This window comes from Virgibacillus sp. GM2-2, assembly GCF_055329585.1.
In genome coordinates, this window is record NZ_JBUZWC010000008.1 from 30419 (window position 1) to 52546 (window position 22128).

Genomic DNA, 22128 nt, shown 5'->3' on the forward strand with positions numbered 1-22128 from the left:
TAAATCACAATTCATTTTTTCAAATTAAGTGAAGAAAAACCTCAAAATTCTCCTAGTGCAAAGGCGAAGGACAGGTTTTTCTGATGATTTACATAGCGTTAGGGGAGAGTAATATGCGTAAACGAGATATTTTAACTCCAATCGGCATTACACTTGGATTTATCATGATTATGATGGCAATTCTTTCAAGCGGTGGAACAGAAGGGGTAATGTCCTTTTTAGATATCGCTTCTATTTTCATCGTAATTGGGGGACTTATTGCGTCACTTTTAATTAATTTTAAGATGGATCAAATTAAATTAACATTTAAAGTAATGAAGGAAGCGTTTGTTCAAAGTGACCAACGACTTCCAGAGTTGATTCAACTTTTTATTAGGCTTTCAGAACGAGCAAGACGAGAGGGAATTCTAGCATTGGAAAATGAACTAGAAGATGTTGATGAACCTTTTATTAAAAAGGGAATTTTGCTAGCGGTGGATGGTATAGAACCGGAAGTAATCAGTGATATAATGAATGCGGAAATTACCGCTATGGAAGATAGACATTATAAAGGAAGAACCATATTAGATAAAGCTGGAGAATATGCGCCAGCTTGGGGGATGATAGGTACACTTATCGGACTCGTTCTCATGTTAAATAGCTTACAGGATCCAAGCACTTTAGGACCAAGTATGGCTGTTGCGTTATTAACAACGTTGTATGGGACAGTTCTAGCAAATCTAGTTTTTGTACCAATGACAAACAAATTAGAAGCAAAAACAGAAGAGGAAGTATTTATCAAACAGGTTATCATTGAGGGCGTAATTGGGGTTCAATCAGGTCAAAACCCACGTATTTTAGAGGAGAAACTAAGTGCTTTTTTATCAAATGATATAAAAAAGAAAGAAGATAGCAACGAAGAGGAATCCTCATTTGTAGGGGAGAGCGTAAATGAAGCGTAGACCTACACGTCGTAATAAAACGACTGGAGCACCAAAATGGATGGTTACATACTCTGATATGGTAACGTTGATTCTAGTATTTTTTATATTATTATTTTCTATGTCACAAATAGATTTAGTGAAATTTGAGGCTATATCAGAATCATTTAAAAATCGAATGATATTTGATTTTTATCCTTCACCAGTCCCGATGGAAAACCCAACAGAAAATACTAGCGATTTAGAAAGCGGGAAAACATCAAATGAATTTCAAACACCGACACAGCTCAAAAATGTGACTGATCGAGATGATGAAGCAGAGAAAGAAGACTCGTTAAACGAATTGATGACAGATGTTGAGCAATATTTAGATGCAAATGAATTAAACAATGTTATTTCAGCTAGTCGAAACGAACGTGGAGTTGTATTGGTTTTACAGGAACTGATATTATTTGATCCTGGTGAAGCTGAGATTTTGGAATCCGGACAACCATTTCTTAACAAAATCGGTTCACTACTTTCTAAAATACCAAATGAAATCAAAGTTGAAGGCCATACTGATAGCAAACCGATGTCAAGTTTCAGATATCCGTCTAACTGGGAGCTTTCAGGAGCGAGAGCAAGTAGCGTTGTGCGTTATTTAGTGGATAAAAATAATTTCGACGAATCGCGCTTTACGATTGTTGGCTATAGTGATACAAAGCCACTTGTGCCAAACGATAGTCCAGAAAATATGAGCAAGAATCGTCGGGTTGAAATTGTTATTTTAGAAAATTCTACCCAGAATAATCGATAAAAACGAGAGGATAATTATCAAATTACCCTCTCGTTTTTTTCGTATATTTTAAAGCACTCTGTAATACTTTGCGATTTTTTTCATTTATTTCATCTTTTCTCGGTATGGTCGGAACGATGCTGTCGTCATCCTGCCAGCTGATTGGTAATTCAACAGGAGCTTCAGATTGCCATTTAGTAAGCCACTCTCCTGGAATGTTGCCTGATCGATGGTTACCGGTGGTCATTACGTTCCACACTTGTGCCCATGCACGTGGCACGACACGCCAGGTATCATAACCTCCGCCACCTAAGGCGATCCATTTACCTTCACAGTATTGGTGAGCTAATTCATGTGCTAATTTAGGAATTTCCTCATAAATAGCCATGGTTGCGCATAAATGGGTTAGAGGGTCGAAACAGTGTGCATCTGCACCATTTTGCGTAATGATTACATCAGGCTGAAAATAATCCGCTATTTCCCTAAAAGCTGTTTCATACAGATGTAAAAAAGAATCGTCTTCAGTAAATGCATCAATTGGTAAATTAAACGAATAACCATGGCCATTTTTAATGCCACGTTCATTAATGTTACCTGTGCCAGGAAAAAGGTATCGCCCTGTTTCATGGATTGAAAATGTACATACATTTGGGTCTTCATAAAACGCCCACTGAACACCGTCTCCGTGATGAGCATCCGTATCGACGTACAACACTTTTAAGTCGTATTTCTCACGAATATATTTTATTGCTACAGCAGCATCATTATAAATGCAAAATCCTGCAGCACGACGCTTAAACCCATGATGCAAACCGCCACCTAAGTTTAAGGCATGATCAACTTTTTTCGTAAGAACTGCATCAACTGCTTCCAACGTTCCTCCTACAAGGTAACACGAGGCGTCATGCATGTTAGCAAAAATAGGAGTATCCTCTGTACCTATACCAAAAGCCAAACCTTCCTCTTCATTTAATAATCCGTTACTAGCTTTTTGAATTGCCTGTATGTATCCGCGATCATGAAACAATGCCAGTTCTTCTTCGGTAGCTTTACGTGGCGCAATAATTTGTTGGTCGGTTAATGTTTTTGTTGCCATTAACAAATCCTTTGTGAGAACAACCCTTTTTTGGTTAAATGGATGATTTGCATGAAAATGATAACCAAGCATAGCATCCGAAAAAACAAAAGAAGCATTACACGTCATGACCTTGGCCCCACTATATTATTTGGCCACATTAATTCATAGCCAGCCTCGCGTAAGTCTTCAATAACAGGCATAGGATTCATGGTTTGGATACGAAAGACAAGGATTTTATAGTTTGGATCATTGTTATATGGATAAACTAACACGGATGTTATGTTCGTTTTTCGCTTTCCAAAAACGGACGCTACCTCGGGTAAAATACCCGGTTTATGTGGGACCTTAACTTCAATATGTGAACTCTGTACGTGTGTTCCAGTTAATTGAATTAAGGTATAAAGCATATCCTTTTCCGTTACCATTCCTACTAGCTTGTTATCACGTACAACTGGTACACAAGCAAACTCTTCATCATAAAATATACCAGCAACTTCCTCCACAAAATCAAGTGGGTGTACAGTTACAACAGGATGGCTCATAATGGTTTGAATTTCATGCTGAAGTACATTTTCTTTTGCTTGCTCTTGAAGAATAGATGGACTAGCATCCCGAACATCTCGATCTGAAACAATACCGATAACATACAAATTTTCGTCAACAATTGGAATATGTCTAATTTTATTTTCCTGCAAAAGCCTAAGCGCTTCAGCAATAGTTGCACTAGGTGATAAAGTAATTACATTTCTATTCATAATTTCTTCAACTAACACCTATAAGCCCTCCCTCATAGATCGATATTGATGTCGTTGTAAAAATCGTAACTTATCAAATTCCTCTATTGATTCATCTGGTACATTTTGTCCAATACGAACCATTAGACAGTTAGCAGGATGTGAAATGATTTCTGGATCATCTGTTGGTGCAGGAATAAGTCCTCCAGCAGCCATCATTTTTTCCATCACTTTTCGGTAATCCCAAATACTTAGTTTTGTTCCATCTAAATCCCAATGCCAATAATACTCTGTTGAGATTACAATATAATTTTCCATGTAATCATCCATCATGGACACTTTTAATAATCCAGAAGCAACTCTAGAACCTCTGTACTGAGGAATAACCTCAATGGCCCCAAGTTCTATCAAATCTTCCATATTAAACTCGGACCAACGTTCCAGTGGATCAGGGTGCAAGTAAGTAACATAACCGATAATGGTATCTGATGTACGTGCAACGATAATCCGACCCTCTGGAAAGTCTGCGATGTTCATTATTGCTTCAAACTGCTTCGGTGCCTTACGAAATGCTGTTAAATGTTCATGAAAATGATATTTTTTCAATTCTGATGAAGGAAGTGGCCCTTCGATGACAATATCCCCATAAGTAGTATCGTGAGTTAATGATTGATGAGACTTCACATGCTTCATATTTTCACCGCCTACTTCTAAATGTAAATTTCTTGTTTTTTATTATACAGGATATTTGACTTGATTTTTAGTGATAAGTTGAATATGACTTTTTCTTAGTACATAAAAAACCTATAGGGTATGCCCCTATAGGTTTAATAGAATTATTCTGGATTGTCATCGGTTTCTGGTTTAGGATCGTCGTCATCTTGTGCAGGCGGTTCAGTCGGTGGTGGAGTTGGGCCATCACCACTGTTAGGTTTATCTGGCGGATTATCGCCATCCCCTGGATCATCTGGTTTTTCAGGTTTATCCGGCTTTTTAGGCTCTGGCGGCTCTGGCTTCGGTTCCGGCTTTGAAAAGTCACCAACCACGACTGCTTTAGATGGACTTGATTCTATTCCAAAGTAGTCAACAGCTTCTACTCGATAAACCGCTTTGCCACCTCCGACGTTAAACCCAGTCGACGTCGTGTTTCCAATTAATTTAAACGAACCGTCTGGATTTGACGCCTGGTAAATTCGATAGCCTACAACATCTTTACTACTTGAATCAGACCAAGTAAGTGTACTTCCTGATTTTTTGATTGATGATGGCGCAGCAGGTGCTTTTCCGTCATCCTCGATAGCAGAACCAACATCACCACTTGGAACGCCGATTTTTTCCCACTTAGCTCGATCTCTAGATGGGAATAATTTTGTCAAGTCACTCAGACGATCATAATTATGTTTCTGAATAAATTCTGGATTAAACGTTAATCCATCACCATTTACGAATTCTTCTGGTGTATTTGGTCCAGCTATAACTGCTTTGCCATCGACCAATACATACGCTCCAGTTGTCAGACTGTTATCTGTCTTGTTTGGTACGTATTTTGCATTATAAATATCGGAATATACCAGACCTGCTTTACTACATAAGTCTGACGGTGCATTCCCTGAAATAGCACAGTAACTGCGTGATACGATTCCATCTGGTCGCTCAAAGTTTTTTGATGGAGCCATTAACTCTGGGTTGATTTCAATCGCTTTGTTCATAAGTTTAGACCAGAGTAAAAGATTTCGCTCGTTGTATCGCATACAGTTAGGGTCACATGCATTTAAACTAGACGGTGTATCATATCCTATCCATGTGCCAAAAGTTACGTTAGGATTGTATCCAACAAACCACGAATCTTTCCACTCCTGCGAAGTTCCAGATTTGCCGGCCCAATCTATTGACATATCAATATGCGATTGTAAGAAAGTAGCTGTACCATAATCTAAAACGTCTCTTAAGATATCTGTTGTTAAGTATGCAGTTTGTGGCGAGAATACTTTTACTGGCTTGGATTCGTGTTCATAGATAGTTTTGCCATCTTTGGTAGTAATTTTTTCAATCATATAAGCATCTACAAATTTACCGCCATTTGCAAAAGTTCCATAAGCATTTATATTTTCTTCAATAGTTGTACCATAGGTTGTTGCTCCAATACCAAGTACCAGGTTACTATATTCCTTTTCGCCAATGGTAGTAATGCCCATTTTTTCTATATACTTTTGACCAATTCCTCTATTCATTAGCATGTTATACACTTGAATAGCAGGGACGTTAAAGGATTCGGCAAGTGCTTTTCTAGCCGTCACAAGTCCATGGTAATTAGTTGTATAGTTATCAGGTGAATACGAGCCATATGTTGTAGGAATGTCATCTAAAACACTAGCTGGCTGTAATAAACCTTCTTCAAAAGCAGGTGCATAATCAAGTAATGGTTTCATTGTACTACCATTTGATCGAATTGCTTCTGTCGCATAGTTTAATTGATTTTCTTGTGAGTAGCCGCGTCCACCGACAAAGCTAATAATTCTACCTGTTGCATTTTCTATTAGCATTCCAGCGGTTTGAACAGGCTCCACGATATGATATCGTTTTCCTGTTTTCGGATCCGTCCAATACCAGTCACTTTTCGGTCCATAGTAATCATAGTTCTTTACAATTTCTTGAAAAGCAACATACGTTTTTTTATCAATTGTCGTATGGATTTTATATCCGTTTTGGCGTAAAGCACGATCTGCACGAATCATGTATTCTTCTTTTAGCTTTTCATCTTTTTCAAGTTGTTCGACAGTATACCCGTCTTCTTTCGCGATTTTCTCTGCTAAAATGTTCTTTGCTCGTGCTTCCGCTTCAAACATCAAATACGGATACTTTTCCATCGGTGTATTTGATTTCGTAATAAAATCTTTCGTGATATCATAATTTAAAGCCTTTTCGTATTCTTTTTTCGTAATATATTCAGCCTCATACATTCTGTCTAACACTGTTTTCATTCGATCAATGCCAGGTTGTAATGCTGCTGGTTCTTTTAATCCACCACTATTTTTATATGGCGTGTAATAGGACGGGCTCTGTGGAAGCCCAGCAAGATAGGCTGATTGCGGTAAATTCAAATCTGCAGCGTCTACACCAAAAATTCCTTGTGCTGCTGTTTGAATTCCTGCAATGTTTCGTCCAGATGCTTCTCTACCATATGGAACTATATTAAGATATGCTTCTAAAATCTCATCTTTTTTAAAGAATCTTTCTAAACGTAAGGCTAGTAAAATCTCTTTTGCTTTACGTTCAAAAGAAACTTCGTTCGTAAGAATCTGATTTTTAATTAATTGTTGCGTTAAAGTACTACCGCCTGTTTTCACAGCGGCATTTGTTGCTTCTTGAACAACTGCACGTAAGATCGCTTTTGGAACAACACCTTCATGTTCTTTAAAATTTCGATCTTCAGTAGCGATGACTGCGTTAATTAATGTATCAGAAACATTTTCGAGTTTTACCTCTTCACGCATGATATCTGATCGAATATCTCCAAAATATTTATTTTCTGCAAAATATATTGTCGACGTTTCTTCGTAGTTATAGATATCCTTTTTCATGCTTTCATAGCTTCGTATAGGTTCATCTTTTACTAAAGAAGCAAAGTAACCAGCTCCAACTCCGCCAGCAAAAAATAATCCAATAACACCAATAATGATAAAGAATAAGATAATATTCCAAGTGACATCATATGTAACCCTTGAGGTGCGTTGAATTTTTCCTTGCTCCCAGAGAGATTTGACTTTTTTATACGATTTATCTAATACTTTTTTAATTTCATCCATATTAGACCTCCTAAATATTCACCCCATATTATACCATACTAGTTATCTAGTAAAAATAATAACTTTTGAAGAAATGATTCCAAAACTAGTTCTTTTATGTTAACTTATTTTCTATTAGGTTTACATAAAAGGAGGAGTACAATAATGAAGTACAATTCGAAAGTAAAAAATTTAGTCATTTGTGCTATGTTTGCTGCAATTACAGCAGTTATGGCTCAGATAGAAGTTCCGCTTCCGCTTGTACCAATAAGTGGTCAAACGCTGGCAGTTGGAATAACGGCGACAATCATTGGAAGTAGACTTGGTGCTATTGCGATGATTTGTTATGCAGCAGTCGGGGCGGTTGGAGCACCAGTATTTGCGGGTTTTAGTGGTGGAGCACATGTATTGATCGGTCCGACAGGAGGGTATATTTTTGGATTTATTTTAGCTGCTTATGCTACAGGTTTCATTTTGGAAAAAAGCAAATTTACGATAACAATGGCAATGATTGCTAACACAGTGGGGATGATTATCACACTTATAATGGGAACTATCCAGTTGAAATTTGTGCTAGACTTAACCTGGTCTCAAGCACTTGCATCAGGGGTATATCCATTTATCGTGGTCGGGTTAATTAAAGCATTTTTAGCAAGCTGGATTGGAGTTACTGTAAGAAAAAGACTTGTGCAAGCAAATTTGTTATTCCCACTAAAAAGCATAAGGTTATTGCAATTATTTTATAAGTATGGTAAAAATATATAATAATTAAATCATTACATGCATTGAAGGATCGAAGTAGTGAGCAAATCCCTATTATAGAGAGTTAGCGGGTGGTGGAAGCTGACATATATTTGTAAACGAATTACAATCTGGAGCTTTTTCTTGAATAAGAAAACGGTGAAACCCCATCGTTAACAAACCCAAAGTGGCATTTCTATGCAACAAGGGTGGTACCGCGAAGTCAACTCTCGTCCCTTTCTACAATGTAGGGGACGGGAGTTTTTTATTTCAACGTCAGAAAGTACAAAATGTGGTTGACCTTATAAGAAAAACTTCGGCATTCGCTATTAAGGGCGAGGCGAATGCCGAGTTTTTTAACACTAAAATAGGAGTGTGGTAACAATGTCAGTATTAAAAGAGCTAGAAAGACGTGGATTGTTGCATCAAACAACCGATTACGAAGGACTTGAAAAACATTTAAACGAGAACCAGGTTACCGTTTACTGTGGATTTGACCCAACTGGTGATAGTCTGCACATTGGTCATCTTGTTCCAGTGTATATGTTAAAACGATTTCAACGCGCGGGGCATAAGCCTATCGGTTTGATTGGTGGAGGAACTGGAATGATCGGCGATCCGAGTGGTCGCTCATCCGAACGTTCGTTAAATAGTGATGATGTGGTAAAAGGATATAGTGAAAAAATTAAGCAGCAGTTGGCTCATTTACTCGAATTTGATAAAGGTGAAAATGCGGCAGTTGCTAGAAACAATCATGATTGGTTAGCCAGCATGACTGTTATTGATTTTTTACGTGATGCAGGAAAGCATTTTGGCATTAACTATATGCTTGCAAAAGAATCAGTGTCTGCTCGAATTGAACAAGGAATTTCGTTTACTGAATTCAGCTACATGATTCTTCAATCGTTAGACTTTCTCAAACTTTACGAGCAAGAAAATTGCACCTTGCAAATCGGTGGCAGTGACCAGTGGGGGAATATTACTGCTGGAATGGAATTAATCCGTCGTTCCCGTGAAAATATGGATGAGGAAGTTAATGTGTTTGGATTGACTGTTCCGTTAATTACTAAAGCTGATGGCACTAAGTTTGGAAAAACTGCAGGTGGTGCTGTATGGCTGGATCCTGAAAAAACAACGCCATATGAATTTTATCAATTTTGGTTTAATACAGATGACCGCGATGTGATTAAATTTATTCAATACTTTACGTTCCTGGATCAAGATGAAGTGGATCAACTAACAAAAGCAGTTGATGAGAAACCAGAAGAACGCTTAGCGCAAAAACGATTAGCTGAAGAAGTTACGAAAGTAGTACATGGTCAAGAAGCTGTAGAACAGGCACAAAAAATCTCTGCTTCCTTGTTTAGTGGTGATTTAAAAGCTTTAACTGGGAAAGAGATTGAGCAAGGGTTTAAAGATGTCCCAACACACAATAGACAAAAAGAAAATATTGGATTAATCGATTTGCTCGTCGAAGCGAAAATTTCTTCATCCAAACGTCAAGCGAGGGAAGATATTCAAAATGGAGCGATCTACATCAACGGTGAACGAAATCAGGATTTACAGCACACGATAACTGCTGAGGATCAAATTGAAGATACGTTTACGATAATTCGTCGGGGAAAGAAGAAATACTTTTTAGTTCGCTTTCAATAAGTAAAAACACGATCTGTGACAGGATCGTGTTTTTTAGGTTCTTTCGATTTTCTTTTTCGAAGAAGTGTTATTCCGCGGAGACTGAGTGCGATGTCTCGATCGGTTATTTTCTGTCAAAATAGTTCTTAGTCTATTGATTTTATATCAAAAACAACAAACCTGAGATCTTAGACGCAAAATAAAAAACCTAGAATCCGTATAAACACGGTTTCTAGGTTTTTCGTTATAACTTAACGAGAGTAGAATTCTACGATAAGCGCTTCATTAATTTCAGCAGGAAGTTCAGTACGCTCTGGGTAGCGAGAGTAGCTTCCTTCCAGTTTATCCGCATCGAAAGTTAGATAATCAGGAACAAAGTTGTTCACTTCGATTGCTTCTTTAACGATATCTAGTTTTTGTGATTTTTCACGTAAACCAAATACTTGACCTGGCTTCATACGGTATGATGGAATATCAACGCGTTTACCATCTACTGTTACGTGACCGTGGTTTACTAGCTGACGAGCTTGTCTGCGTGTACGAGCAAGACCTGCACGATAAACAAGGTTATCAAGACGAGATTCAAGAAGAATCATGAAGTTTTCACCATGAATACCTTTTTGTTTACCAGCTTGATCGAACAAGTTACGGAATTGACGTTCGTTCAATCCATACATGAAGCGTAGTTTTTGCTTCTCTTGTTGTTGCAAACCGTATTCAGAGATTTTCTTTCTTTGGTTCGGTCCATGTTGACCAGGAGCGTAAGGGCGTTTATCTAGTTCCTTACCAGTTCCAGTTAATGAAATGCCAAGACGACGTGATTTCTTCCATACTGATCCAGTATAACGTGACATAAGACATTTCCTCCTTTTTATGTTATTTGCATAAAATAAGAGACCGTGTTCCTATCCGATGCTCATTATGTTTTCATGTACCATCGCTCCAGCAGCAGAGAGTTACACGATACACCTCAAATCTTGAGGAACAAAATGATGACAAGCGGCGGCTCACAAAGGCTACCTTTTTATTTTACACAACGAACAGTATATCTGTTTCCTGCTTAGAAGTCAATGATTTTATTATATCCACGAATAAAAGAAAAATATATTTTGAGAAGATTTTATAGGAAAAATCTCCTATTTGCTATATAATGTATCTATAATATTCAAAAATTTATCGGGACATTAACTATAAATGTATAAAATATATATGATGATAGGTGATCATAGATGGTAGACTACAATCAACTAAAAGGAGAAATAAGAAATATCTGCTATGAAATCTTATTAAAGCTGGAAAATTACTCCTATAGAAAAGTACTTAAAACTATCTCTATACGAATTCAGAATTTGTTAGAAATACCTATTGTTGCTACATATTCTTATAATCATTGGAAACAGATGTATGAGAAAATTACAGATCATAACGAATTGGTTCCAGAAATTGATCAAATTACACATTCCACTGAATTGCTAGTTAAGACGAAAAGTGAATTAACAGCTCGCATTTTACCATTCGATATAGAAGTTGAGCCACATGTTATCGTATTACTAGCGCACCAACTGGAAGATGAACGATTTACCAACGAATTATTACGTATTATAAAAGATGAAATTGAAAATGTTTTAAACATCGTAAATAATTACAATTTAAACAAGGAAAATGAAAAAAGAAATGCTTTCTTGTTTGATTTAACGACAAAGTTTTATGAAGTTATTACGAAAAAAAATATATTGACCGAATTAACAAAAGCAATGAATACGTTATATCCCCAATTTGATTACAATATCTTGCTCTCACAAGATTACGAGGAAGAAGAATCGTCAAACTTACCAATTAAAACCATAGAGTATAGTGATGATGCAACAAAAAGGGTAAGCACACAAGCGTTTATCACTGGTGAAATTCAGCTTGAAGATCGTCTAAAGGAAAAAATAACTTGTTTATATGCTCCTTTACGCGGTAAACAAGGTGTTTATGGCGTTCTCCAATTGTTAACAGAAAGCGCAGTGGATTTTCCGCAAAAAGAAATCGAATTTACTGCAAAACTAGCAAGTATTGCTGGGAAGGCGATTGAGAGTGCTATTCTATATGAAAATTCTAAGCATTTGGTTGAAGATTTAAAACTAATTAATGACGCCACTCATGCATTAAATTCAAATTTAAATATTGTTGAAATAACCACCATCATACGGAACAAAATTATAGAAGCAAGTGGCGCTTCACAGGTCGGCTTTGTATACACAGGTGAAACACAAAACCATCTAGTTAATGTGTTGTCAGGAAGTACGAACTATTTCTTTACTAACGATGGAGCAGAACATGCTGACTTTATATTCAACCAAGTAATGAGTAAAAAAGAAGCAATCTTTAGTGGAAATTACACAATTGAACTATCAGACTTTGCTTTTTCTTCTGTGATGGCAATTCCTATGCTTCACGCTGGTACGATTCACGGTGTAATCATTATTACACATGAAAACAAATATGCTTTTTCGTTTGATCACTTTAAACTCATGCAATCACTCGTACAGCATTTTACGTTAGCGCTCACAAATTCTATACTAAATGATAAGCTGAAGGCTGTTGCAATAACCGACTATTTAACGAAATTGTATTCACGTAATCATTTAGAAGAACAAATAGAAACAGATTTAGTGAAGGATGAACGAGGTACATTAATTATCCTTGATATTGATGATTTTAAGAGAATTAATGATACGTATGGCCACCACATTGGTGACGAGGTCATTATTCAAGTGGCTTCCATTATTAAAGCACATACGGGAGAAAATGATATCCCTGCCAGATGGGGAGGAGAAGAGTTAGCGATCTATTTATCCAATGCAACTGTCGATGAAGGGGTGCATATTGCTACTCAAATTAGAAAGCAGGCTGAGAACTTTACTGATCCCAAAGTTACATTATCCTGTGGGGTTGCGACGTGGGATAAGACGACGAAAGTTGATGTAAAGGATTTATTTGTGCGAGCTGACAAAGCGTTATATAAAGCCAAGAATACAGGTAAAAATTGTGTTGTAAAAGACATGGAAGAAATGAAGACATGATAAAAGCTTGTTGTTTTTGTAACAATACCTGTAAAGTGCGAACTAATTTAGGGGGCTAGCGACTGCTTGGTATCGGACTGAGGATTCCTTATTTACCTTTTTTAGCTTTATTTTGAGCGTTAACGGACACACGATTCCTTATGCAGCTGAAAAACATGATTTTCAACTGTTTTTACCTAAATAAGGAATCCTGAGTCCGATAACAACCACATTTACCCTTATTTCTCACAAATAAGGAATCATGTGTCCGCTAGCTGCCATCCTGCATGCAATCTTTCCAGTACGGTCGAAAATGTTACTTCACTAGCTTTGCCGGCAGCGGAAGTCAGCGTTGCTGTTACCATTAACATTAATTTTCACTAATTCACAATTTTCTTCAACTGTAAACTAAACATTCTGAAGAACGAATAGTACGTCAAGGACACTAATTGGTATCGGACTGAGGATGCCTTATTTACCTTTTTTCCCTTTATTTTGAGGGGTAACGGACATACGATTCCTTATTCGGATAAAAAACATGATTTTCAACTGTTTTTACCCAAATAAGGTATCCTGAGTCCGATAACAACCGCATCTGCCCTTATTTTAAACAAATAAGGAATCGTGTGTCCGCTAGCTGCCCTCCTGCATGCAATCATTCCAGTAAGCTCGAAAAAATGTTATTTCACTAGCCTTGCTCGAAGCGGAAATCAACAATGTAGTTACTATAAACATGAATTTTTATCAGGTGCACAGCTTACATCAAATACGAAAGTTAAGTAGCAACAATGTTTACGAAAAAACCTTCCAAAACTAGTTACTGTTTTGGAAGGTTTTCTTTAACGTAAAGCTGACTGTACAATTTCGGCAAATTTTTCGATATACTCTTTGTCAATCTCATCGAATCTGTTTATACTTGGGCTATCAATATCTAGTACTCCATAAATTTCATTATTTACTACGAGTGGTACAACAATTTCTGATTGACTTGCACTATCGCATGCAATATGACCTGGAAAAGCGTTAACATCCTCAACTAGCTGTGTTTCTTTTGTTTCTACTGCTGTGCCGCAAACACCCTTACCGTATGGGATACGTATACAAGCTGGAAGGCCTTGAAATGGTCCCAAAACTAACTCGTTTTCTTTCCATATATAAAAACCAACCCAATTCACATTTTCAAGAAATTGATTTAAAATTGCTGAAGCATTAGATAAATTAGCGATTACGTCAGGTTCTCCATCTAGTAAAGCTTTCGTTTGTTGCAACAATAACTGATAATCCTTTACACGGTCTCCTGTATAGTTGCTAGCTTGAAACATAAACATTTTCCTTCCGTTTGATAAATTTCGACCTTGACTTGCGTTAATTGTCGAGAAGAAATTGCAGGATTAAAGCTTACTCTGTCGTAAAATAACAATAAGAGGTTGTTCAAAAAATCGGGTAATAATTACCTGTTTGAACACTCACTATAAGGAGTTGAATTTCGATGAAAAAAAATCCAACTAAGCAAAAGGTTATAGATGCAGCTTCATCATTATTTTTTCAGAAGGGATTTCACGGCACTTCCGTACGTGATATTGCTGATAAGGCTTCCGTCAATGTCTCATTAATCAGCTACTATTTTAATAGTAAACAAGGACTGTTAGAACATGCTGTAACGAATTATTATGAAACATATTTGGCTACGATGGAAGAAGTTCTTGAAACAACTGAAACCGACACCCCTTTATCGAGATTGAAGCTCTTAATTGATGCTATTATACAGTATAAACAAAATAATCATCAATTCTCTTGTTTTATCCATCGGGAACTCTCACTTGACTCTATTTTTGTTCGTGAAATGACAGTTACTTACTTGGCAAAGGAAAACTACATGATCAGCAATACATTTTTTGCAAGCTTACCTAAAAATCATAAAAACGGAACAGAGCATCAATTTTTGTTAATGCAGCTAAAGGGAATGCTCATGACACCATATGTATTACAAAATGAATGGAAAAATCAGGTCGCAGGTAAAACCTCACATCAACTATTTGCACAAAATTATACAAAAGTTATCCACAAATGGTTGGATTTTCTAACTTCGGAAACTGCTCAACTTGCTAATCATTAAAAAATATGTAAAATCCGCAATTTATTTGTAATTTTTTAGCCAAAAATGCTATTTACATGGTATCATTAGTATAATAATCTCAGAATTAGCGTTTTGCAATTATTAATTACTGATACTTGTTCTTGGATGGAAGAACATCCTCTTATATTGGGAAATGTTGTTAGGAGGCTTTAAATGGCATATATCATAGGAATTATACTCGTTATCATTGCATTAGTTATTGTAGGTCTTATTTTACGAAAAAGGATATATGATGTGGTTGATCGACAGGAAAGTTGGAAGATGGATATTATGAATCGTAATATTGCATCACAGCTTGCTCGTATAAAAAGCTTAAACCTGTCAGGTGAAACACAGGACAAATTCGAGTCCTGGAAATCACATTGGGAATACATAGTAACAAAACAGCTTCCTGATATTGAAGAGTACTTATTTGATGCGGAAGAAGCGGCAGATCGTTATCGCTTTCCTACAGCTAAAAAAACGTTGCGTAAAGTTGAACAGACGCTTCAATCTATTGAAAAAGACATTGATAAGATGTTGCTCGAATTAGAAGAACTAATCAAATCGGAAGAAACTAGTCGTAAAGAAATTGAAGGACTCGAACCTGAAATAAAAGCGTTACGTAAAAAATTATCTCAAACACGTTATTTATATGGTAAAGCCGAAGCAAGGTTTGACGTGGAGTTAGACGAAGTGGAAGAGATGTTACAGAAATATCATGATCTAACTTCTTCAGGTGATTACTTTGAAGCGAAACAGACTGTTGAACAATTAAAAGTACAACTGGAAGCAATCCAAGTAGAAATGGATGAATTTCCAGAATTATATAAGGCATGTAAAGAAAATCTACCTTCACAACTGGACGACTTAATAACAGGAATTAAAGAGATGAAGGACGAGGGCTATCGGATAGGACACCTTGGTCTTGAAAAGGAAATTAGCGGTTATCAACAGCGTTTATTAGACTGTGTAAGCTCAGTTGAAAAGGGTAAAGTAACAATTGCTAAGGAAACAATAGTAGAAGTTGAAGAGCGTATTAAAGATATGTATCAACTACTAGAAAATGAAGCAATCGCTAAAAACTATTTAGAAACCAAAGTGCCACTGTATCGCCAAAAAATTGATGATCTTGATACAACTTTTCTTAGAACAAAAGAAGAAGTGGAAGTACTTAAACAAACATATTATTTTGAAGACACTGATATGGAAAAATATTTGGTACTTGATAAAACAATTACTCATCTTAAAAAGCAGCTTGTTGAACTTAGCGAAAGTTTGGAAGACAGTAAAGTTTCACATATGCAGATTCGTGGTAATTTAGAGGCTAATTTGGAACAGGTTGATTCGTTAGTTGAAGAACATGAGGAATTCTTAAAGTTCATCCATAATTTACGCAAAGATGAATTAGAAGCAAAAGAAAAATTAAACGAAATGAAAAATCAAGTTTACCATACGATTCGAAGGCTGAAAAAAAGCAATATACCTGGAGTACCTAATTTTATTTGGGATTTACTTGAGACAACCAGTCAAAAAAATGATCGGGTACTGAAGGCGCTTGAGGAAAAGCCACTTGATATGGCTGCCGTTCAGCAAGCGTTAAATGATGCTAACAAGAGTGTGGACCATGTTATTGAACAAACTGATTTTATATTAGATCAAGCATACTTAACAGAACAAGTTATCCAGTACGCGAATAGATACCGTAGTCGCTACCCGCTTTTAGCAGCAAAGCTCGCTGAAGCTGAAAGATTATTTAGATCGTATGAGTACGAACTATCACTTGAACACGCAGCTAAAGCTGTCGAAGAGGTAGAACCTGGTGCTTTGAAGCGTATTGAGGAGTATCAAGAGGTTACTGTTTAGCATGACTGTTTATCAAAAAGAGACAGTTGCATCTCTTGGTTTAATTACTGTTGCAATTTGGGGTATTGCAGTCTTCTTATTATTTTCAGAAGAAAAGCAAATACCGAGTAATAACCATGAAACACGTCAAGTACAGTATGAAAACAAGCAAGTGTTCATGTACAAAAAGGATGAAACGGTAACTGTTGAGAAAAGCGTAAACCTAACAAAGGTAAAATCAAACGCTAAAGATAATCGTATTTCCATCGATGTACTTTTAGCAGAAATAAACAATTAGAATAATTCAGGCTGTCTTTTGATGCGGGTTACAACCTTATTCTTAAGCCAGCCTTCACTTTTGTACGAATACCAATAGAGAAATTGAAATAAGCGGACTCCAGAGCCGTTATCCGAGCAAAACTGGAGCAAATATGTCTGTTCGCGGACACAGAATGCTCTATTTAGTTAGTGAAAAAAAACCTAGTTTCAACCTGTTTTTATCTAAATAACGCATCCTGAGTCCTTTTAACCTATAAAGTAGGTGTAAAAAGTAAAAATAACGGCTTCTGTGTCCGCTACTAGATAGTCTCCGGTGCTGAGTATTCTGGTTGGATTACGTCACAGTGTTTTCTTATATTTGATAACTAGGTTTTTCTAACGAGTAAATAAAGGAATGGGAGATAGACCAAATGATTTATTTAGACAATTCAGCGACGACCAAACCCCATCCATCGGTATTACAAAGTTATGAGCAGGTTTCGCAAAAATTTTTTGCAAACCCGTCATCCATCCATCAGTTGGGTGGTGAATCAGAAAATCTACTGAAAACGGCCAAAGTGCAAGCAGCTCAGATTTTTCATGTGTCACCAGAAGAAATCATATTTACCTCAGGTGGAACAGAAGGAAATAATATGGCTATCAAAGGAATAGCTTTGCAACATCAACAGAGAGGAAAGCACATTATAACATCTCAAATTGAACATCCTTCCGTATACGAAGCATGTCAATCACTCGAAGCGTTAGGATTTACTATCACATATTTACCAGTTGATCGGGATGGAAGCGTGTCAGTTGAAGATGTGGCAGAGGCGATTACACCTGAAACTATATTGATATCAATTATGCATGTGAATAATGAAATTGGTTCTATCCAACCTATCCAAGAGATTGGAGAACTTGCCAAAAAATATCCAAAGTTATTCTTTCATGTTGACCACGTACAAGGCTTAGGAAAAGTTCCGCTGCAACTAACTGAAAGTGGTATCGATCTATGTACAATGTCTGGTCATAAAATTCATGGTTTGAAGGGAACAGGGATATTATATGTATCGAACAGGGCTAAGTTATTTCCGTTGTTTCATGGAGGGAGCCAAGAAAGGTCTATTCGATCTGGAACCGAAAACTTAGCTGGTGCAGTATCTATGGTAAAAGCTGTACGGCTCATAATGGAAAAGTATAGTAATGATGTTGAGACTCTTTTTGACTTACGTACTGAGCTGGTCAAAAACTTAACTGAAATCGATGGATTAAAAATGAACACTACTAAAAATGCAGCGCCACACATTATTAACTTTTCTGTTCTTGGGTTAAAGCCTGAGATAATTATTCATGCACTTGGGGAATCAGGGATATTTATCTCGACAAAATCTGCTTGCTCATCTAAGCTAAATGATGAAAGTAGAATCCTAGCGGCATTAGGTTTTGATGAGAAGAGAACCACGACTGGTTTACGTGTAAGTTTGTCATATGACACAACAAAAGATGAGATAGAAATATTTATTAATGAATTGAAAAAAGCGATAAAACAGTTGAAAACAATATTGGAGTAGATATAAATGGAATTTGATCATATTTTAATACGTTATGGTGAAATGGCGTTAAAAGGAAAAAATAGAAAGAAGTTTTATAGTAAGCTTCAGGATAATTTACGGTATACGTTAACGGAATTTCCTGGGGTAAAGGTAAAACGAACACAAGGACGAATGTTTGTTCATTTAAACGGACAGGACCCATCACCAGTTATGGAAAAGTGTAAGGAAGTTTTTGGCATTCAGAGTTTAAGTTTGGCTATAAAGATTCCAAATGAGGAACAACAAATAAAAGATGCTGCATTGTTTGCACTAAAGAATAGTGAAGATGTAAAGACATTTAAAGTAAGTGTAAAACGTATTAACAAAAACTTTCCGATTCGATCACAGGTGTTCAATCGTGAAGTTGGGGCACATTTATTAATCAATACTGACGGATATAAAGTAGATGTTCATCAACCAGATTTAGATTTAAAAATAGAAGTTCGTACAGAAGCTACTTATATTACGTGTGGAGTAGTTAAAGGTGCAGGTGGTTTTCCAATCGGAACATCAGGTAAATCATTGTTATTATTATCAGGTGGAATCGATAGCCCGGTTGCAGGTTATTTAGCAATGAAGCGTGGTGTGGCAATTGAAGCTATACATTTTCACTCACCACCTTTTACAAGTGAGCGCGCGAAACAAAAAGTAGTGGATTTAGCAGGGCAGTTAGCAAACTACGGCACTTCGATTAAATTGCATATTGTTCCATTCACCAAGCTACAACAATATGTATTTCAACATGTGCCTGATGGATATGCAATGACAATTATGCGAAGAATGATGCTTAGGATTAGTGAAGCCATTTGTCAAAAAGAGTCAATTTTATCCATGACGACTGGTGAAAGTCTTGGCCAAGTCGCAAGTCAGACAATGGAAAGCATGAATACAATAAATGAAGTAACGAACTTTCCGATTATTAGACCACTGATTACTATGGATAAATTGGATATAATCGCTATTTCTCAAATGATAAATACGTATGATATATCAATTAGACCATACGAAGATTGCTGTACTATTTTTGTTCCAAAAGCCCCAAAGACAAAGCCAAAACGTGACAAGGCAAATCATTTTGAATCAAAACTTGACTTTGAAACCCTTATTCTAGAAGCGGTGGAAGGAACTGAAGTAGTTAAAGTGACAAAAGATAATAAAGAAAACGAACAGTTTCAAGGTTTGTTTTAGGAATCCAATTTTATCCCGAAAACTTAACAACATCTACCAGCTAAAAAAATGAATGGATTCACTCCTTCTGACACATTATAAAATTATCAGGAGGAGGTGAATTGACATGGCAAATAACAATTCAAATCAATTAGTAGTACCTGGTGTACAACAAGCTCTTGATCAAATGAAATATGAGATCGCACAAGAATTTGGTGTGAAGCTTGGACCAGACAACACTTCTCGTTCAAACGGTTCTGTTGGTGGAGAAATCACTAAGCGTCTTGTACAAATGGCAGAACAACAATTTGGTGGTAAGTAATTAAAATTTAATAACATTGGCTTCAAGGGCTGCCTCTAAAAAAGAGGTAGCCCTTTTGTATTTCCTGTAGTACCTAATTGTGTTAACTTTAAATATAATAATGTCAATGAAAGGGGAAGGGAAAATGGGTGATTTATGGTTTGGTGGGAATATATACACGATGCAACACGAAGGAGAGGCCGTTGAGGCGGTTTATACCGAAGAAGATAAAATAATTGCTGTCGGGACTTATGAAAAACTGTATCATACTTATTTCTCAAAAATAAAAAACGAAATTAACTTACAAGGAAAAACTATGTTACCAGGCTTTGTTGATAGTCATCTACATATTTTAATGCATGGGGAAAAATTGTTGCGACTGGACTTATCTCAATTGAAATCGGCCGATGAGGTAAAGGAAGCTTTGCGAAATAGAACTGCGAACCTTTCTGAGGGTGAGTGGTTAATAGGTGAAGGATGGAATGAAAATCTATGGGAAGAGCCAGTTATCATTCATAGGTCTGAGTTAGATGAAATTTGTCCAAACAATCCATTAATGCTAACGAGAGTTTGTCGCCACGCTTTGCTTGCAAATACGCATGCGATCAATTTATCTAATGTAAAGCAAGAAACACCTGACCCACAAGGTGGAATTGTTGTTCGTGATGAAAATAATGACATAACAGGATATTTTTTAGATACAGCACAAGATTTAATAAAAAAATCGCTCCCAACCGTTTCAAAAGACTATTTGCAAAAGGTAATTGAAATAGCGGTAGCCGATTTAGTATCAAAAGGGTTAGTTGGTGGACATAGTGAAGATTTAAGTTATTACGGTAGCTTTGATCGAACCTTCCAAGCATTCATTGATGGTATTGATGGTAAAGAAACAAGATTTAAAGCTCATTTATTAGTACATCATGAAGTGCTCCAAGATATGTTTGACCAAAAACTGGGCTGGCTTGATGGAAATGAGTATGTAGAGTTGGGTGCTGTCAAAATATTTGCGGATGGGGCAATAGGTGGGCGTACTGCTTGGTTAACTGACGACTATAGTGATGACCCAGGAAATAAGGGAGTAGCTATCCATAGCATCGAAACACTTGAAAAGATTATACTTAAAGCGCGAAGCCATGATTTACCTGTTGCTGTTCATGCAATTGGTGACCGTGCCGCGTTAGAAGTTTTGAAGCTTCTTAAAGCACATCCTCTGAAAAACGGGCGTAGAGACCGACTAATCCATGGTCAAATATTAAATAAAGAAGCACTAAAGTTATTAAAAGAACTTCCTGTAGCGGTAGATATCCAACCTTTGTTCGTTACTTCTGATTTTCCTTGGGCAATTGATCGACTAGGAGAAGAACGATTAAAGCTTGCATATGCTTGGAAAACAATGATTGACCATCAGGTGCATTGTGCGGGAAGCTCTGATGCACCAATAGAAGAAGTAAGTCCTCTACTTGGGATACAAGCAGCCATAATGCGAAAAGCCTCTTATGATGGAAAAGTGTATGATCCAGAAGAAGCTCTATCCGTTTATGAAGCTATCCGAATTTATACAAACGGCAGTGCTTATGCAATCAATCAAGAATCATCAAGAGGTATGCTAATGGATGGTTTTGCTGCAGACTTTACTATACTAGAAGAGAATATTTTCCAAGTAGAACCTGAAAACATACATGAAATTGACATCGCTATGACGGTAATTGATGGAGAAATTGTATACGAGAAAAAACCTTACTACTAAAGCCTGTAGTAAGGTTTTTTCTGTGTTATATTTCTTATTTATAACGTCACGTGGTTAATAATGAAGGCAGATTAAAACCGTCCTTTGCGGACAACGTCGGCATACCTCTTGCCGGGGCAAGGAGGCTTAAGTTGTGCCCTAGGGTGCGCGACTGTCCACAGTGGAAATCAACGTTGCTGTTACATAATCATAAATTTTCACTACTTCGCTTTTTACTTCAACTGTAAACTAAACATTCTGAACGAATAGTACGCCAAGGACAGTGCTTGGTATTGGACTGAGGATGCCTTATTTACCTTTTTTCCCTTTATTTTGAGGGGTAACGGACATACGATTCCTTATTCGGATAAAAAACATGATTTTCAACTGTTTTTACCCAAATAAGGT

General features: G+C 36.7%; 18 protein-coding genes and 1 other annotated feature. Of the genes, 12 read left to right on the plus strand and 6 right to left on the minus strand.

The features are described from left to right. Positions 1-113 precede the first annotated feature (113 nt). Positions 114-941, plus strand: coding sequence for a flagellar motor protein MotP (motP, locus tag ACY9Z2_RS11090; protein WP_463609704.1), 828 nt, complete (start codon positions 114-116; stop codon positions 939-941). Further along, a complete protein-coding gene (gene motS / locus ACY9Z2_RS11095) occupies positions 931-1716 on the plus strand; it encodes a flagellar motor protein MotS (RefSeq protein WP_463609705.1) in 786 nt (261 codons plus the stop codon). Before motP ends, motS begins: the two co-directional genes overlap by 11 nt. A 22-nt stretch (positions 1717-1738) precedes the next feature. On the opposite strand, the gene ACY9Z2_RS11100 is transcribed toward motS, so the two are convergent. From ACY9Z2_RS11100 to ACY9Z2_RS11115, 4 genes are all read right to left on the minus strand, one after another. Beyond that, entirely contained in the window at positions 1739-2899 is a 1161-nt protein-coding gene (locus ACY9Z2_RS11100; protein ID WP_463609706.1) for an acetoin utilization protein AcuC, read from the minus strand. Further along, positions 2896-3546, minus strand: a complete 651-nt coding sequence (locus tag ACY9Z2_RS11105) for an acetoin utilization AcuB family protein (RefSeq protein WP_463609707.1) — start codon at positions 3544-3546, stop codon at positions 2896-2898. The genes ACY9Z2_RS11100 and ACY9Z2_RS11105 overlap by 4 nt, the downstream gene beginning before the upstream one ends. Next, complete coding sequence (locus ACY9Z2_RS11110) at positions 3547-4200, minus strand: GNAT family N-acetyltransferase (protein ID WP_463609708.1); 654 nt, start codon at positions 4198-4200, stop codon at positions 3547-3549. Positions 4201-4343: 143 nt separating this feature from the next. After that, a complete protein-coding gene (locus tag ACY9Z2_RS11115; RefSeq protein ID WP_463609709.1) occupies positions 4344-7313 on the minus strand; it encodes a transglycosylase domain-containing protein in 2970 nt (989 codons plus the stop codon). Positions 7314-7457: 144 nt separating this feature from the next. On the opposite strand from ACY9Z2_RS11115, the gene ACY9Z2_RS11120 reads away from it, so the two are divergent. Together ACY9Z2_RS11120 and tyrS are read left to right on the plus strand one after the other, a co-directional pair. Beyond that, entirely contained in the window at positions 7458-8057 is a 600-nt protein-coding gene (locus tag ACY9Z2_RS11120; RefSeq protein ID WP_463609710.1) for a biotin transporter BioY, read from the plus strand. Between the two features lie 11 nt (positions 8058-8068). After that, positions 8069-8274: a binding site (T-box leader), on the plus strand. A 143-nt stretch (positions 8275-8417) separates the two neighbouring features. Continuing rightward, positions 8418-9689 carry a tyrosine--tRNA ligase gene (gene tyrS / locus ACY9Z2_RS11125; RefSeq protein WP_463609711.1) on the plus strand — a complete coding sequence of 424 codons (1272 nt, stop codon included), beginning with the start codon at positions 8418-8420 and terminating at the stop codon, positions 9687-9689. Between the two features lie 230 nt (positions 9690-9919). On the opposite strand, the gene rpsD is transcribed toward tyrS, so the two are convergent. Continuing rightward, entirely contained in the window at positions 9920-10522 is a 603-nt protein-coding gene (gene rpsD, locus ACY9Z2_RS11130; protein WP_463609712.1) for a 30S ribosomal protein S4, read from the minus strand. A 375-nt stretch (positions 10523-10897) separates the two neighbouring features. On the opposite strand from rpsD, the gene ACY9Z2_RS11135 reads away from it, so the two are divergent. Continuing rightward, complete coding sequence (locus ACY9Z2_RS11135; RefSeq protein WP_463609713.1) at positions 10898-12736, plus strand: sensor domain-containing diguanylate cyclase; 1839 nt, start codon at positions 10898-10900, stop codon at positions 12734-12736. Positions 12737-13554: 818 nt separating this feature from the next. On the opposite strand, the gene ACY9Z2_RS11140 is transcribed toward ACY9Z2_RS11135, so the two are convergent. Beyond that, on the minus strand, positions 13555-14037 hold the full coding sequence (locus ACY9Z2_RS11140) for a GAF domain-containing protein (RefSeq protein ID WP_463609714.1): 483 nt from the start codon (positions 14035-14037) through the stop codon (positions 13555-13557). Between the two features lie 167 nt (positions 14038-14204). Here ACY9Z2_RS11140 and refZ point away from each other — a divergent pair, with 167 nt between their 5' ends. The 7 genes from refZ (at position 14205) to ACY9Z2_RS11175 (ending at position 21741) form a co-directional block, all read left to right on the plus strand. Then, on the plus strand, positions 14205-14831 hold the full coding sequence (gene refZ, locus ACY9Z2_RS11145) for a forespore capture DNA-binding protein RefZ (protein WP_463609715.1): 627 nt from the start codon (positions 14205-14207) through the stop codon (positions 14829-14831). Positions 14832-15005: 174 nt separating this feature from the next. Further along, on the plus strand, positions 15006-16697 hold the full coding sequence (gene ezrA / locus ACY9Z2_RS11150; protein ID WP_463609716.1) for a septation ring formation regulator EzrA: 1692 nt from the start codon (positions 15006-15008) through the stop codon (positions 16695-16697). Position 16698: 1 nt separating this feature from the next. After that, entirely contained in the window at positions 16699-16974 is a 276-nt protein-coding gene (locus ACY9Z2_RS11155; protein ID WP_463609717.1) for a hypothetical protein, read from the plus strand. A 391-nt stretch (positions 16975-17365) separates the two neighbouring features. Continuing rightward, on the plus strand, positions 17366-18505 hold the full coding sequence (locus ACY9Z2_RS11160) for a cysteine desulfurase family protein (RefSeq protein ID WP_463609718.1): 1140 nt from the start codon (positions 17366-17368) through the stop codon (positions 18503-18505). A gap of 6 nt (positions 18506-18511) precedes the next feature. Further along, positions 18512-19714, plus strand: coding sequence for a tRNA uracil 4-sulfurtransferase ThiI (thiI, locus tag ACY9Z2_RS11165; protein ID WP_463609719.1), 1203 nt, complete (start codon positions 18512-18514; stop codon positions 19712-19714). 106 nt (positions 19715-19820) lie between these two features. Beyond that, entirely contained in the window at positions 19821-20015 is a 195-nt protein-coding gene (locus tag ACY9Z2_RS11170; RefSeq protein ID WP_463609720.1) for an alpha/beta-type small acid-soluble spore protein, read from the plus strand. 124 nt (positions 20016-20139) lie between these two features. Beyond that, positions 20140-21741 carry an amidohydrolase gene (locus tag ACY9Z2_RS11175; RefSeq protein WP_463609721.1) on the plus strand — a complete coding sequence of 534 codons (1602 nt, stop codon included), beginning with the start codon at positions 20140-20142 and terminating at the stop codon, positions 21739-21741. The last annotated feature ends 387 nt before the right edge of the window (positions 21742-22128 follow it).